Below are 14,003 nucleotides of genomic sequence, written 5' to 3' on the forward strand. Positions count from 1 at the left end.
CTTATGGGAGTGAAGTTGAAGAAAGGTCTGCTGAAGCGATGTCTGTTAGGCTTGCTGGTCGTTTACCTGGGCTGGTGTCTGATGCCGGTCAGTGATGCGGTGAGGGTGGAGGACCAGGCTGGGCTCTCTGAGGTGCAGAAGAGGGAGCTGGTGAAGTGTGCGCGGGAGCTGGATGCCTTTGATGCTAGTATGAAGTGGAAGCTCTGGCGGGAATCATTCTTCACTCCATGGAGAAAGGGTTGTTTTGTAATATTTGTCAGGGGGACGCCAGAGCAGGTGACTGCCGATGCAGGTTTCTACGGTGGTCCGCTCTACGCAGGCGGGATTTCCTTCACGGCAAGGTGGGTGGATGGAAAATGGATAGCGCGGCGTGAAAATGCCATGTGGATCAGTTAAAGAATAAAATAATGTCCCCGTGGCGCAAATCCTGCTAGGTGTGCGTGCATGAAAGTTCTATTCAATGTGTTGGTGTTGTTAGTGGTGGTTTCACTTGGCGCGCATGCGGGTGAGGTTCTGGATAAGGCCAAGGCGGCATATCAGCAGGCGGAGAAGCAGCACACGACCGTTTACCTAGGCCTGAAAAAGTCACTGAAGGACTGGCAGTTCAAGATGCTGCAGACTGAGCAACGTGAGTGGATTGAGTATCGCGATCACAATGTGAGTCTTCCGGAGGGTGCCAGCGAAGAAGAGAGCCTGGACTATTATCAGGGAATGACAGCCATGGTGGAGACTCGGATCAAGGTCCTGAACGAATGGAAGAAGGATCGCTACACAAAGCAGGATGAGCCCTGGACAGGCTATTACACCAATAATGCTGGAGCGGATTTGAAGATCGTGGAAAAAGGTGGGAAGGTGAAATTTCTCCTGACCTCATTCGGTTATGCAGGCAATGATCACGATGAGATCTCTGGGGAGTTTCAGGTCAACGGGCGCATGGCACGCTACTCGCTGAATGACAATGGTGATCTGCTCTGGATCAATCTGGACCGCCTTTCAGATCCCATGGGGCGTATCACCTTGGTTGTAGAGGGTTTCCTGGGACGGGTTAGTTTTGATGGAGTCTATAGCCGCACCGGCTCCCTGAGTAGCGATGACCTCAAGGCGGTTGAGGCCGGTACGGGCGTGATTCCAGACGAAGAATAAGTCCGTTAGTCTAGGAGGCTGTTTCAGCCTCTGCTTTGTTGGGGGCGGAGCTGTGCGGGATACCACGAGCTACACGGACGGGAGCGGGCTGGGCCAGTAGCTCGAAAATGCCGCGGTAGGTGAAGATGATGGCGAGCCAGCTCAGTACCGTGAAGGTGCTGACCAGGGTGAGGATGGTGGTTGCTTTTCCTCTAGGGTCGGTGATGAGGTCACCTGCCTGCATGGTGGGGATAATACATTCTGCTAGAAGCATCGGTATGACGTGCAGCAGGATGCAGAGGCCAAAGCACATGCGGGTGACCACAAAGTTTCCCGTGCGGACCAAATGAGGGCGACGGTAGCCGATGAAGATGAGAGAGCCTAGACCGAGAGTAAGCAGAATGACATACAGTGTGTTCATGGCCGTGGTTCTAACACGGCTGCCAATCGGGCTGCGATGGTAATGTGCGCCAATTTTTATAAGCTAAAGCGGCGCGTATGATCTACTCCGCCGGCGCTGTGCTACGACTGTTAATGAGAGAGATGATGTCTAGCAGGGTGTCACACCTTCTTCTGTCTTCGTAAGAAATGGGGAAGTCATAGTCGATGGATAAATCATCGAGCAAGTTGGCTATTTCACCAGGGCTGACACGAATGTCTGAGCTGAGTGATTGTCCAAGCTGAGCAGGAGCGATATCATACTTTGCCTGAGCCTCCTGGGTGACGATCTGAAAGACTTCTTTCTCAGTATAGTGCTGTTGGGGTGGTGCACTTTCTCTATTGCGGATAGCAATGAGCAGAGCAATAGTAGATGAAAGAAGCGCTCCGAAAACGCCAGAGAAACATGAGGTAATAAGGATGAGTGCACCAAGGAGTATCCGAATAATCTTGATGAGAACCTGCGATATGGACTGTCTAGAGGAGGTGACTGTTGTTTGCTGCTGGTCCATGGTGCTTACTCGGGAAGCTTCTTACCAGTCCAGGGGCAGTATTTCCAGCTGATGTGTGCATCTTTTCCGTTAGGGCACTTGCGGGGGATGTAGAGGGAATTGAGAGGCATGTCTATCTTGTCCTTGATGATGGCCTTGTCCTTGCGCTTGGCGACCTGGAAATGGATGCTGCCTTTCTGATAGGGGTCGATGATCTTCTTGTCATCGCCATCGGTGTTTTTGAGGACAAAGAAATGCATGCTGGACCCCATGTTGCCCATCATCTGGGCGAGCATGGGCTTGAAAATATTGAGCAGCACATTCAGCTCAGGGGAGATGTTTTGCTCCTGAAAGATCTCGGTGGCGGGACCTTTCTCCGGCTGGTAGGTGATCTTGAGGTTCTTGTTCACCTCCTCACGGGAGTAGAACTTCATGGTGCCCAGGGTGGTGAAGTCCCCCTGCACGATGGCCACGAGGCTGTAGTCCTCCAGCGTCTCCAGGAATTCCTTTTTCTCGAGATCGGTGAGAGTGTTGTCCTGGGAGATGGTGGACTGCCAGAACTCGAAGGGCATCCACCAGATGAAGAGCATGTGGTCCTCGCCCACGTTCTGGCCGTAGACCTGGGTCTCGGTGGTCAGGCTGTCAGTGTTCACCTTGGCGATTTCCATACGCTCGACAGCCTGGCAAAGCGGCGCGCCGATCAAGGTGAGGAGTAGGGGGAGTAGCGATGTTTTCATCTGAAATGCTGGTTAGAATGCAAAAGAGACATCTACCATACTACTACGATGAGGGGTGGAGTAAAGCTCTGAGTGTCAGTGCCTAGGTTCTCCAGTTGGTTAGGGGGGCGGGCTGGCCCAAGGCCAGAGTGGGCTATTGCGCCGCACTTTTCTCCTCTTGCACGGCGCTGAAGGAATCGCGTATCAGGTCGAAGCCGGGGGAAACCCTTTCCCAGGAAGAGTCCGTGGTCTGGAAGTAGACGAGCAGGGTGTCTCCTCCGGCGGTCTTGCATCCGTAGTGGACGGTGAAGTTGAGCTTCAGCCCGTCGCTGTCCAGGGTGTATTTCTCTTCGGCCCAGGAGTAGCCGTGGGCGTCGTCCATGGGGGTGAGGGTGGACTTGGCCACAGTCACCTTGTCGCCTAGGTCGTCCCCGGTGTTTTGCCGCAGTACGTTGGCGAGATCCATGCAGGAGAATTCCTCGTCCTTGATCACGCGGACACTCACGGTGGTCATCAGGCCTGATTCTAACTGGACGATGTGTTCCTCGCCGTCATCTTCATCTGAAGTGATTTTCCAGTCTCCAGGGTACTGGAAGGTGAAGTTGCTGGAGTGGTAGCTCTTCGGGGAGCTGAGATCAGGTTTGCCTGAGTTGCAGGAGCAGAACAGGAGGATCGGGAGTAGAAGGGCAAAACGAACAAGTTGCATGATTGCGGCATTGTGTTGTGCAACTCCTTCGGGGTCAATCTTTGCTTTTCTGGAGCGCCATTGAACAAAGAAGGGGGCTGCCTGTCTGTAGCTAGTGATGAGAGTGATGTGCGTGCTGCTGATGAGTGTCTTGCTAGCAGGGGCGGATGGCTTTGTGCTGAAAGTTAGTCCTGGCAGCTATTCCCGGGAGGAGGGGCTGCTGCTGCGTGCGGATACAGAACAGGGATCGAAGTATCTGCGGGCAAGTGCGTCCAGCTATGTGCGGCGGGAGAATCCCGAAGTGATCCAGAAAATCATGAAGCAGCTGCGCGAGATTGGCCTAACAGACGAGGATGCCAAGCTGATGGACCGGCTCTCCCAGTCGATAGGACCGGTGCAGTACGAGCTGAGCTATCAGGTGAAGGGAAAGGAGAAAGTCTACCGATTCGAGAAGCGCATGGGCGAGGATGGCTACATGGAATATTTCAGGAAGGCTTCCCAGATTGGCGGTCCCTACTATGGGGTTGACGAGCAAAAGGTCCGGCTCATGGTGGAGAAGCTCAGGAAGGTGAATGAATGGTTAGATCCCTTGGTGCGGGGGAGATGAGGGGAGGATAGTTGATGACAAGCGGTCACCTTTCGGTTAATCACCTTGGTGGTTCAGCAGATTCGTGCTGTGCCGTGTGTAAATGTAAGCGAATTCATGATGAAAAAAATAATGATCTCCATGTTGTCCCTTGCCCTGATGGGTGGCGTAGTCTGTGCTAAAGGTGATGAAGTGAAAAAGCTGGCAGCCATCGAAAAGACGGCCAAGCACCCCAAGGGCGTGAATCTGAAACTGATGTCCGAAGATGCGGACTACGGCTACTCTGATAAAAAGCCCATCCGTGTGGGGAGCAAGGAGGAGTTTGGCGGGCCACAGGCAGAACGGGAATATTTTGCCACTCTACTGGATGCCGCAGGCAAGCCGGTTAAAGTACAGAGGCTCTTCAGTGGTGGGAATGATCCTGAGGGTCATGTCTTGGATTGCTATGAGGTAGAGACCTCTACTGGTGACAAAGTAAGGCTCTGGATCAGCATGTACCATCCCAAGAATAAGCCTGAGAAACAGCCGGCTCCCGTGGGCTTCTACAAGAAGAGGGGCTAGACTGTGCTGTGTTTAAGCGAAGTTCCCGTGGCTGCGCTGGGAGTTTTTCTAACATGGTTCGCAGCACTTAGTTTCTTTTCCAGACGGAGAGGGTCTCGCCCTTCTGGCTGTAAAGGGTGAGCGTGTCCTGGCTGATGGTGTAGAGCAGCGTTTGTTTATTGTCTGCTTCATCCGTGATCGTGATGGAGCGGTTGCCGTCCACATTCCCCAGCGTATAGGTCTGGAGAGAAATGTCTCCGGGGCTGCCGTCGGCCTCGCGGGCCAGGATGGTGATGTCGCCATTGCCGAATTCGTAGCTGAAGACGGATTCTGCCTGTTTGCCGGTAGGGTGCCATTCGCCTTTCAGGGAGCTGACGCTCTTGGCAGGCTTCTTGGAAGTGGCGGGTGTGGCGGCGGTCTCCTTAGGCGTGGCAGTGGTATCGCCGGAGTCTAGCTGCTCTGCGGGGCTTTCAGTCTGGGCAGGTTCCTGAGATGGGCTCTCCGGAGTGCTGGCCGTGCTTGTCTTGTTGTCACAGGCGCAGAGGAGAAGGGCGATCGTAAAGGAGGCGAGTACAGTTGGTTTCATGAAGTCAGGTAGGATTTTGGGTTCTTTTGGGGAGTACTCGGGAGCCATCCTTAGCAGCAGGCGTTATTCAGGGCAATACTGCGTTGATTGGTCCTGCATAAAACAGCCGCTGAATGAGCTGAGGATGGCGGCTAAGGTTTTGTCAGCGCAAAAAGTCAATAAGAGTGCTTTTGGTGAACTAGAGTGGAGGTGATGTGGAAAAAACGCAGGATATTGTGTGTAATCTAGATAAGGTTTTTAAGTAGACCGAAATATCGGTGGATTTTGTCGCGATATGGAAAAAGGAAGGTCGCATTATTACATGGAAAAACTTGTGCACTATGGCATTAATAATCGCGGTAGAGGGAAGCGCATATGTTTATGCATGAGTAGCTTCCATCTACTAGTGAGTAGTGAGTGTTTCGGTTGTGTTTGGCCGGAACATTCATGTGAGTGTAACAAACACATTAGAGTGGAGTTCCCCACCTTAGAGTGATCTATGGTGGGGAATTTTCTTTTGCGGGGGAGAGCTGAGGTCCCGCATATAAGGGGGTGAAGATTATTCCAGCCCTAGTTCACTGCGGTGCTTCCTGATACTGGGGGCTAGTGTGAGGCTGCCACACTCCACGCAGTAGAGAGCTTTGGCATTGCGACTGGGAGTCATGAAGGTCATCCATCGTCTTTTGCTGGAGCGGATTTGCAGTTCAGAGCTTCCGAGCCCGAAGAAGAGGGCGTTAATCAAGCCTCGGTTGAGGGCGGCCTCAGTCTCGACAAGTAGGCTCTGGCAGATGCTGCAGTAGTGGGAGTCAGTGTTCATCTTCCGAGCAGTTTATGACCAAGAAGGCTAATGAGGCGGACGGTGACGTAGCAGACGGTGATGAGGATGGCGATGCGGAGGTAGATACGGTGGTCATTCCACGTGTAGTCTTCTCTGCTGATGAGGATACCCAGGGTGCATGCCATAGCGAGGCCGAGGTCTGATAGACGCTGTCTGTTGGTGGTTGAGAGGGACATGGGATAGTTTATGGTTTACCTTTTTCTTTGAGTACGACGAGTTTGGGGCGGAAGTGAAGCTCTTGTGTAGCGATGGGGCTAATACCTAATTGGGTAAATGCTTCGGTAGGGTAGCCAGCAGTCTCAATGGTTTCATAAACATAGAATCGGTAGATGTCCCCATGTTTGGGTGTCCTGTTGTCAGGAAGTTGAGGCATGTACATGTAACGTTTCTTGGAAAGGGCTTTACCCCCAACTGTAAGAATTTGAATGCCGAGCCGGCCTTAATCGGCTTTACCTCCCGTGAAACTCATATCTGTAACTTTGCATACGATGAGTTGGATGGTATGGAGTGGAGTGCCGAGAATGCCCGTAATACTGTTTGGGTCTAGAGTCTCGCTGGTGAGGGTTTTGTCGTCGACGATTAGCTTGTTAGTCTTTGTGGAGGGGGGTACCACTTTGGCTTGTTCACTCTGACTTGGAGTAATCGATTCTTCAGCGTGTGAGATAGAGTAAAGTAGGCTGATGGCAAGGATGAGAGTTTTCATGGTAGTCAACGAATAGAGGAAATCTAGATGGGAACACTGTAGCAGGATAGATTGCACACAGACAGAGGACTATTGATTCAGATGGCTGCTCTCTAGCAGTGAACGACGCATGCCCAGTTTAAAGCAAGCTTGGGCGGGAGTGTAAAGCGGGAATGGGAGAGGTTGTTCTGATAGATTATTTCTCAGAGGCGGGCGGCGTAGGGCTTCATTCTCTGGTTTCAAAGAGTGACGATATGGAGAGCTGTCGCTTTTTCTCTAAACTGGTCTGAGGTGTTCATGATGAATTTATTCCTGGGTTTATTGTGACAAAAATTACACGAAATAAATGTCATCTATTCTTTGACAAGTCACGGTGTCAGGTCGATAGGTCCCTTGGATACGATGAAGGAGGTGTGCGTAAGAAATAAGCACACGATCTCATCCATGAAACACGCATTGAAACCAGAATATTTAAAGCTATGAAACACACTCAACTCAGAAAGCACATCATCCGTTTGTCGCAGTTAGCGAACACGGATACCCCGATGATTAGCGCATTTTTTAATCTAAAGGGGGAACGGACCAAAGCCATGAACGACTTCGACTTGTGGCTTAAGGCGAGCAGCCAAAAACTGGAAGGAGAGCAGGCGGATCAGCTAGCGCAGGCTGGAGAGAGCGTACTCAGATTCCTCCGTGCTGCGGAGGGGGCCAGTGCGTCTTGTCACGTCAGGCTGGGCGATCATCCTTTTGAATCCTTCCAGGCCTATCACGCGGAGATGGAGACGAGCTACCATGTAGAGTCGTATCCAGTGATTTATCCCTTGGTGGAGCTGAAAGATAAGTTCAAGCGCTTCGTTCTCGTCACGACGACACTCGATAAGGCTAGTATCATTGAGATTAGTCTGGGTTCCGCATCTGTACAAGCTATCGCTGAGCGTGAGGATCCGCCGCGCAAGTACGGCAAGGAGTGGACTCGAGAGCACTACCGTAGTGGGCTGCACGAGCGCCGCAAGATCTTCATCAAGGAGAAGGTGGAAGTGCTCAAGCAGATCTGCCATCAGCGCAGTCACGATGCCATCATCTTGGCGGGCGAGCCGCGTATCGTGAACCGTTTGAAAGAGGCTCTTCCGAAGCACCTGCAGAAGCTGGTGGTGGATGAGATAAAGACCGGAATCAGCGATGCTCGTTATCGCATTGTTCTCAGCCAGGCGGTGCAGTCCTACTTGAAAGCTGAGCACGAGGAGTCACTGACTTCTGTGAGCGAGCTTTACCACCTTCATAACACTTCAGGTCTGGCCGCTGTGGGAGTGACTCAGATCTATGAAGCGCTTCAAGAAGGGCGTGCAGAGAAGCTCATTGTTGCCTCAGAGCTTCCGAGTAAGATCCGGGAGTTGCTGGTTAAGCAGGCCATACAGCAGGATCTACTGATAGAGACCGTAACAGGCTCGTCTATTCTAGACGATATTGGTGGAGCGGGTGCGATCTTGCGCTACAAGAAAACGCCGGAAATGATCAACCATTACGCAGCCTAACAGGAAAATGCTTTTTGTTTCAGTCTCCATCCTTTCCGTCTTTTTTCACCGGGACAAATCCAAGCCCGGAGAAGTCAATGACATGAAGGTACCGCAGGTCTCTTCCCCATGTCATGTCAAGGTGAGAAAGAAATGATGTAGTGCGGATTAACCATGATAGCAGGGGAGTTCTGGCTAGGAGCCAGGACTCCTCTTTTTTGAGAACTGCATAGGGCTGATAATAGAAAGGGAGACCAGCACAGGCTGATCTCCCTTCTATGATTTGCTTCAGAGAAACTTGTATTTAGATCTTCACCCAGCCGCCGCAGAGGTCAGCGGCGTAGAGGTGTAGCCAATGGTTTTCCACCAGTTCCTTGGCGGAAGGCTGGGCGGCGAGTGCCAAGCGGACCTTGTCCACCGGGGCATCTACGAAGACTTTCAGGGTCAGTGGCTCGTGAACCCAGTTGGTTCCGTCGTGGATGGACTGGAGCGGGAGGCCGCTTCTGAGGTCTCCGCCATTGCCGAGTTGGACGCCGTGGGTGCCGTTGATGTTGTGCAGTACTTTGTTCCCGCTGCCGAAGATGGCGTGGTTGGCGGTGGAGGCGTAGTACTGCAGGTTGATCCAGGAGCCTACGACCATAGGGCCGGCCAGGATGGCTTGCAGGACTTCTCCTTTCGGGTCTCTGTTAGACTCGTAGTGGTGGAGGAAGGCGCGGCCTTCGAGATCGTGGTCTTTGGTGGTGTCACGGTGGGCGATGATGAAGGCGGCGTTGCCTGTCAGTCCCCATTCCGGACGCACCTGGGACCAGTCGCAGCTGCGCTCGCTGATTTCCTTGCAGACCTTTTGTTCGTTTTGCTGGCTGATGCCGAGCTTGGGTGCACGGGCTAGCTGGGCAGTGTGGCAAGCGCTTGCCAGCGTTTGCTTCAGTTGCTCGTAGTCTCCGCGATGGCTGCTAGGGATCAGTTCAGGGTCGAAGAGGGTGATGGTGTCTGTGGTGGTGTCGTGACGTCCGGCCACGAAGAAGGTGTCCTTTGGCAGGGCCATGCCTTCTGCGGCGAGTGCGGCGTGGACCTCCGGCTGGTTCATGATCTGGGCAGCGAGTCTGGCGTTGAAGTCACCGGAGTGGCCGCCACAGGCACCGCACTGAAGTCCGGAATCATAGGGATTGTTCTTGGTGCTGGCACCGTGACCACAGAGTACGACGAGGCGTCCTGCGCGCTGGTGGAGGTTGAGCGCGCGTACCAAGCCTTTGGCGAGTGCCGGCTGTTCATCCTTGGGGATGCCGCAGGAGTCGTGGTCGAGGTCGGCTCTCGGTACCAGCTGCTTCTCCTGCTTCTGACCTTTGCGCAGAAAGCTGTCGCGGACGAGTGGCCAGGTATAGTTGAGGCCATTGGCTTCCACGAAGCTGAAGCTGGAGACGGCGGAGTCTTTGAAGGACTTGAAGATGGCGCTGAGTGAGCGGCGATTGTGTACCTTGGCGAGTGTCTCGGGCACGTCTCTCTCAGGCGCCTCGCTGACTTCGTATGGTGGTTTCAGGATGACCGGGCAGTGAGGCACACCGTGTGCGGCACCGAAGGCTCTCTTGGCGATAGGCATGCCGAAGAATCCAGCGTAGCCCATGGTCTCGATACTTGGGTCCTGCTGCTCAATGGAGCGTCTCATCGGCTCCGAGCGGACGTCGATACAGAAGACAAGCTGGGAGCTCGGTCTGTCTCCCGGTACTCGCTGGATGCCGCTGGTGGAGACGAGGTTACTGAGCAGAGTCTGGGCGTGTGCATGCTCCAGGGCTTCTTGCCAGATCCTGTGGAGCAGCAGTCTGCGGTCTGCCTGGGCATCACGCACGAGCACCTGCTTGCGCCAGTAGGCTCTCAGGCTCGGAGCATCGTACTGCTTCAGCAGAGCTACATCGTAAGCCAAGCGGATGGCGAGCAGGGAGACGGCGCCCTCCTGGCTGATGCCTTCGCGCTTTCTGTATTCGAGGCAGGATGCCCAGCCGCCGATGCTGAGAAGCTCACGGTGGAACCAGTCCTCGGCACCTTCTACCTTGGTATCGGCCATTTCACCGAGCATGGAGATGGCTGCCAGGGGCTCGTTAGGGAGTTCCTGGACAAACTTGCGGAATTTCCTAAGCCCGGCGATTTCCGGGTTGCGGTCGATGCTGGCAGCTTCGTGCCAGGCGCTGAAGAGGTCCTGGCCTTTCCAGGGCTGGGTCCAGATCGCTTGTCCTTCATCGAGGTAGGCGCCCATCCAGCGGGAGATTTCCTCGATGATGGCCGCGGCCCAGCGGGTCTGGTGCAGGCGGTCGATGGTATCTGCGAAGGTGCCGATGTGCGGGCAGGAAGTTTCGCTAGAGTGAAGCCAGGCTTTGAGTTCGGAGATGGTAGGGAGCTCCTCCTCTTCTTCCAGGAAGAGCTGGCCAGTCTTTTCCAGGGAGATCATGGCCTGCTTCAGGTCGTGGTCGCTGATCTGGTTCTGGCTGTACTTGTCCTGGTAGAATGAGCGCTCGATGAGCATGCCGCCGGGGACGGCCTTGGCCATTCTCGCAGCCACTTCAGCGAAGCTCTCGCTGGTCATGTTCAGGAAGGGATTGACGGCGACGAAATGCTTGAGTGGCCAGAGAGGTGGAATGCGCTTGGCGGCGGTAGTGGCGGCATCTGCCCACTTGGTGGTGGTCTGGGTCTGAGGCTTACTCTGGGGGATGGTTTCTTGTGCGTTCATGGCTGGAAAATGGTTTGGGTTAAAAGGGGTTTAGTTCGATGAGGCGTTGGTTCTCGGGCGGCTGATCGGGCGGGCCAGGCGGGCAAACAGCGTGCCTAGGTAGAACCCGTTAGAGGCGTGGATATAGAGACGCTTGAGTCCGGTGGACTGGGTGCCGGATTGTAGCTGGGTCTGGATGAGCAGGATGCCGAAGAGGAGGACCGGGATGAGCAGCAGTAGAGTCCATTCCACGATGCCCTGAGGGGCTCCGATGGCTGGGTAGATCTCGTCGTAGAGTGTGTGGACTCCCTGGTGAAGCAGATAGACCATGAGGGCTACCAGCATGCTCAGGCCTATGCCCCAGATCCTGGCGTGCTTCGCGAGTGGTGCGGTCCAGGCGCTGGTCATCAGCTGGGCGAGTCCCAGCCAGAGGATGGAGAAGAGAATGTACTGGCTCGCGCTGACTGCGGTGAATCCATAGTCGGCTAAGATCAGGGCTGCGACCACGAGGGCGGAGCAGGCGAGAGCCACCAGCCAGGTAGTCTTGGCCGGGGTGGCGTGCTTGATCTTGCGCTTTCTGGCACGCTCGACCACACCTCCGGTGGAGAGGAAGGAGTGCGCCTTGTAGAGTGAGTGGGCTACCAGGTGCAGCGTGGCCAGGCCGAAGGCTCCGAGTCCGCACTGCAGAATCAGGAAGCCCATCTGGGCGATGGTGGACCAGGCGAGTGAGCGCTTGATGCTCGGCTGGGTGACCATGACCAGTGAGCCGATGACTGCCGTGAGGCCGCCAACCAGGGCCATGCTATTCATGGCGATGTCTGAGCTGACGATCAGCGGGCTGAGCCTGAGCACGAGGAAGGCCCCGGCATTGATCACTCCGGCATGCATGAGAGCGGAGACCGGTGTGGGGGATTCCATGGTTTCCGGCAGCCAGCTGTGGAAGGGGAGCTGAGCGGACTTCATCAGACCACCGAGGACCAGCAGGATAGGTGTCCAGGTGCTGACTGGTGTGCTGTCCTGTAGATCGATCAGGGTGAGAATATCCCAGGTGCCGTATTGCTGCCACAGGGTGATCAGGGCTCCGACTAGGCAGAGGTCGCCCATGCGGCTGATGAAGAATTTCTTACGTGCCGCCAGCTGGGCCCCTTCTTGATCCGGGTAGAAGGTAAGCAGGCGGTGCAGGGAGAAGCTGGTGGCGGCCCAGGCCAGGGTGAAGAGCAGCAGGTTGCCAGAGACGCAGAGTAGCTGGACGGCGGCAATCGTCTGCAGCAGGTGGCGGGTGAAGACATCTTGGCGGGAGTCTCCGGCCAGATGGTTGACGCTGTAGCGGGTGATTACCAGGGCGAGGAAGCCCACCATGGCGAGGATCGTGACCGAGAGGCGGTCCAGATAGACACTCAGGCCGAGCGGCTCATAGATGGACCAGGAGACTGGGCCGAAACAAAAGACTGTCGCGGCCACTAGCCAGGAGATGATGGCTCCGCAGAGGGTCAGCTTGGCTGCGCGCTGGGCGACTTTTTTCCCCTCTCCTCGCAGGACTGGGGTGAGGCTGCAAATCAGGTAGAGCAGGGCGGGTACGAGGCCTGTCGCGGCCGTAAGGACTGTCTCGGTCGGATTCATGACATCGGTTATATGAAATTTGTGTCCTGTTTTATAATAGATAGTTCTTTAAATATCGTTCACTTTTTGAGAACGATAGGCATGGACCAGCTGAACTACCACCACCTGAGATATTTCTATGCCATTGCCAGGGAGGGGAATCTGACCCGTGCGGCGGAGAAGCTGATGGTTTCCCAGTCAGCCCTGAGCTCGCAGCTGCGTAAGCTGGAGGATAGTCTGGGCGAAGCACTCTTCGAGCGAGAGAACAAGCGGCTGATGCTCACTGAGGCGGGGAAAATAGCGCTGGACTATGCGGACACCATCTTCAAGGCCGGCGATGAACTGCAGGCCACGCTGGAGCAGGGCACGCGGCGCAAGCTGCAAGTCTTAAGAATCGGGGCGGTGGCCACTTTGTCGCGGAATTTCCAGCTGGCCTTTGTGGAGCCCCTGATCGACAAGTCAGGCGTGGAGATTGTGATCCGCTCCGGCAGCCTGGGCGAGCTGCTCAAAGGTCTGAAGCACCACACGCTGGACGTGGTGCTGGCTAACCAGGAGGTGACGCGGGATGCTGAAAATACCTGGCATTCCCACCTGCTAGATGACCAAGGCGTGAGTCTGGTGGCGGCTCCTAGCGAAAAGCGCAAGGAGTTCCAGTTCCCGCAGGATCTGCACGGCCTGCCCGTGATCCTGCCCACGGTGGAGAGCAAGATCCGCCAGAGTTTTGACCTGGTGATGCGCCGCGAGGGGCTGCAGCCGCAGGTGGTGGCGGAGATCGATGACATGGCCATGCTGCGTCTGATGGCCAGGGAGTCCCGCTCCCACTGTCTGGTGCCGCGCGTAGTGGTGCAGGACGAGCTGGAATCCGGAGAGCTGGAGGAATGGCACCGCCTGACCGATATTCGCGAGGGTTTCTACGCGATCACGACCGACCGCCGCTACCCCAACGAACTAGTGAGAATCCTGATCGAGTCCATGTTAGAAACGCGCAAGAAAAAGCTGGCCGAGAGGGCGAAGCGGAAGGGCTCCTAGCTAGACCGCGTCTTTACCATTGCATTCATAGCGGGAGGAAATAATCTTATTATTAGCAGCCGCTATCACAATCACTACCGCTATCCATGTCGACTAACAGAAATGATGAAAAACTAGGGTGGACGTTCCTCTCGAACCATTTCCACGTACTCGTCGTCTTGTCGAGAGATCCGGCTGCGCGCATCCGTGACATAGCGGATGAGGTGAACATCACCCAGCGCACCGTCCAGCGCATCCTCAATGAAATGGTGGAGGAGGGTGTCCTCAGCGTGGAGAAATCAGGCCGCCGCAACAGCTACCTGATCAACCGCAACTACTCCCTTCGCCACCCGCTGGAGAGCAAGCACAAGATAGGCGAGTTGCTGGATCTGCTCTCGTAGGAATCCTGGCGGGTTGTCATGGGGCGCGGTCAGAAGTGATTGGGCCTTGATTGATGGAGCTTTGGGGTACGAAAAAGCCGCACTTGTGGGTGCGGCTTGTGGATGATGTTAGGAATTTTTTGA

18 protein-coding genes are annotated in these 14,003 nt (G+C 55.0%); 7 read left to right on the forward strand and 11 right to left on the reverse strand.

The annotated features are described in order from the left end of the window. The first annotated feature begins 9 nt into the window (after positions 1-9). On the forward strand, positions 10-396 hold the full coding sequence (locus BUB27_RS18105; RefSeq protein ID WP_159435072.1) for a hypothetical protein: 387 nt from the start codon (positions 10-12) through the stop codon (positions 394-396). A gap of 48 nt (positions 397-444) precedes the next feature. After that, on the forward strand, positions 445-1,143 hold the full coding sequence (locus BUB27_RS18110) for a lysozyme inhibitor LprI family protein (RefSeq protein WP_143185304.1): 699 nt from the start codon (positions 445-447) through the stop codon (positions 1,141-1,143). A gap of 10 nt (positions 1,144-1,153) precedes the next feature. On the opposite strand, the gene BUB27_RS18115 is transcribed toward BUB27_RS18110, so the two are convergent. The 4 genes from BUB27_RS18115 to BUB27_RS18130 form a co-directional block, all read right to left on the reverse strand. Next, positions 1,154-1,543 carry a hypothetical protein gene (locus BUB27_RS18115; RefSeq protein WP_143185305.1) on the reverse strand — a complete coding sequence of 130 codons (390 nt, stop codon included), beginning with the start codon at positions 1,541-1,543 and terminating at the stop codon, positions 1,154-1,156. Between the two features lie 82 nt (positions 1,544-1,625). Continuing rightward, entirely contained in the window at positions 1,626-2,072 is a 447-nt protein-coding gene (locus tag BUB27_RS18120) for a hypothetical protein (protein WP_143185306.1), read from the reverse strand. A 5-nt stretch (positions 2,073-2,077) separates the two neighbouring features. Then, complete coding sequence (locus tag BUB27_RS18125) at positions 2,078-2,788, reverse strand: hypothetical protein (RefSeq protein ID WP_143185307.1); 711 nt, start codon at positions 2,786-2,788, stop codon at positions 2,078-2,080. Between the two features lie 133 nt (positions 2,789-2,921). Continuing rightward, positions 2,922-3,473 carry a hypothetical protein gene (locus tag BUB27_RS18130; RefSeq protein ID WP_143185308.1) on the reverse strand — a complete coding sequence of 184 codons (552 nt, stop codon included), beginning with the start codon at positions 3,471-3,473 and terminating at the stop codon, positions 2,922-2,924. 97 nt (positions 3,474-3,570) lie between these two features. On the opposite strand from BUB27_RS18130, the gene BUB27_RS18135 reads away from it, so the two are divergent. Together BUB27_RS18135 and BUB27_RS18140 are read left to right on the forward strand one after the other, a co-directional pair. Next, the gene (locus BUB27_RS18135; protein WP_143185309.1) at positions 3,571-4,059 is read left to right on the forward strand and encodes a hypothetical protein; all 489 of its coding nucleotides are present in this window, start codon (positions 3,571-3,573) and stop codon (positions 4,057-4,059) included. 96 nt (positions 4,060-4,155) lie between these two features. Continuing rightward, on the forward strand, positions 4,156-4,599 hold the full coding sequence (locus BUB27_RS18140; RefSeq protein ID WP_143185310.1) for a hypothetical protein: 444 nt from the start codon (positions 4,156-4,158) through the stop codon (positions 4,597-4,599). Between the two features lie 67 nt (positions 4,600-4,666). On the opposite strand, the gene BUB27_RS18145 is transcribed toward BUB27_RS18140, so the two are convergent. The 5 genes from BUB27_RS18145 to BUB27_RS18165 all read right to left on the reverse strand — a co-directional run bounded on the left by BUB27_RS18145 (position 4,667) and on the right by BUB27_RS18165 (position 6,684). Further along, entirely contained in the window at positions 4,667-5,164 is a 498-nt protein-coding gene (locus BUB27_RS18145; protein ID WP_143185311.1) for a hypothetical protein, read from the reverse strand. A 538-nt stretch (positions 5,165-5,702) separates the two neighbouring features. Next, entirely contained in the window at positions 5,703-5,960 is a 258-nt protein-coding gene (locus BUB27_RS18150; protein ID WP_143185312.1) for a hypothetical protein, read from the reverse strand. Next, entirely contained in the window at positions 5,957-6,157 is a 201-nt protein-coding gene (locus tag BUB27_RS18155) for a hypothetical protein (RefSeq protein ID WP_143185313.1), read from the reverse strand. The genes BUB27_RS18150 and BUB27_RS18155 overlap by 4 nt, the downstream gene beginning before the upstream one ends. Positions 6,158-6,165: 8 nt before the next feature. Further along, positions 6,166-6,354, reverse strand: a complete 189-nt coding sequence (locus tag BUB27_RS18160; protein WP_143185314.1) for a hypothetical protein — start codon at positions 6,352-6,354, stop codon at positions 6,166-6,168. A gap of 66 nt (positions 6,355-6,420) precedes the next feature. After that, positions 6,421-6,684, reverse strand: coding sequence for a hypothetical protein (locus BUB27_RS18165; protein ID WP_143185315.1), 264 nt, complete (start codon positions 6,682-6,684; stop codon positions 6,421-6,423). 458 nt (positions 6,685-7,142) lie between these two features. Between BUB27_RS18165 and BUB27_RS18170 the strand changes: the two genes are divergently transcribed. Beyond that, on the forward strand, positions 7,143-8,195 hold the full coding sequence (locus BUB27_RS18170; protein WP_143185316.1) for a baeRF10 domain-containing protein: 1,053 nt from the start codon (positions 7,143-7,145) through the stop codon (positions 8,193-8,195). 283 nt (positions 8,196-8,478) lie between these two features. Here BUB27_RS18170 and BUB27_RS18175 read toward each other — a convergent pair whose 3' ends face one another. Further along, positions 8,479-10,893, reverse strand: a complete 2,415-nt coding sequence (locus tag BUB27_RS18175; RefSeq protein WP_143185317.1) for a YbcC family protein — start codon at positions 10,891-10,893, stop codon at positions 8,479-8,481. A gap of 30 nt (positions 10,894-10,923) precedes the next feature. Further along, complete coding sequence (locus tag BUB27_RS18180; RefSeq protein WP_143185318.1) at positions 10,924-12,492, reverse strand: proton-conducting transporter transmembrane domain-containing protein; 1,569 nt, start codon at positions 12,490-12,492, stop codon at positions 10,924-10,926. An 81-nt stretch (positions 12,493-12,573) separates the two neighbouring features. Between BUB27_RS18180 and BUB27_RS18185 the strand changes: the two genes are divergently transcribed. Together BUB27_RS18185 and BUB27_RS18190 are read left to right on the forward strand one after the other, a co-directional pair. Beyond that, on the forward strand, positions 12,574-13,500 hold the full coding sequence (locus BUB27_RS18185) for a LysR family transcriptional regulator (RefSeq protein ID WP_143185319.1): 927 nt from the start codon (positions 12,574-12,576) through the stop codon (positions 13,498-13,500). An 86-nt stretch (positions 13,501-13,586) separates the two neighbouring features. After that, on the forward strand, positions 13,587-13,880 hold the full coding sequence (locus BUB27_RS18190; RefSeq protein ID WP_143185320.1) for a helix-turn-helix transcriptional regulator: 294 nt from the start codon (positions 13,587-13,589) through the stop codon (positions 13,878-13,880). Positions 13,881-14,003 lie beyond the last annotated feature (123 nt).

Source organism: Rubritalea squalenifaciens DSM 18772 (genome assembly GCF_900141815.1).
Lineage (GTDB): Bacteria > Verrucomicrobiota > Verrucomicrobiia > Verrucomicrobiales > Akkermansiaceae > Rubritalea > Rubritalea squalenifaciens.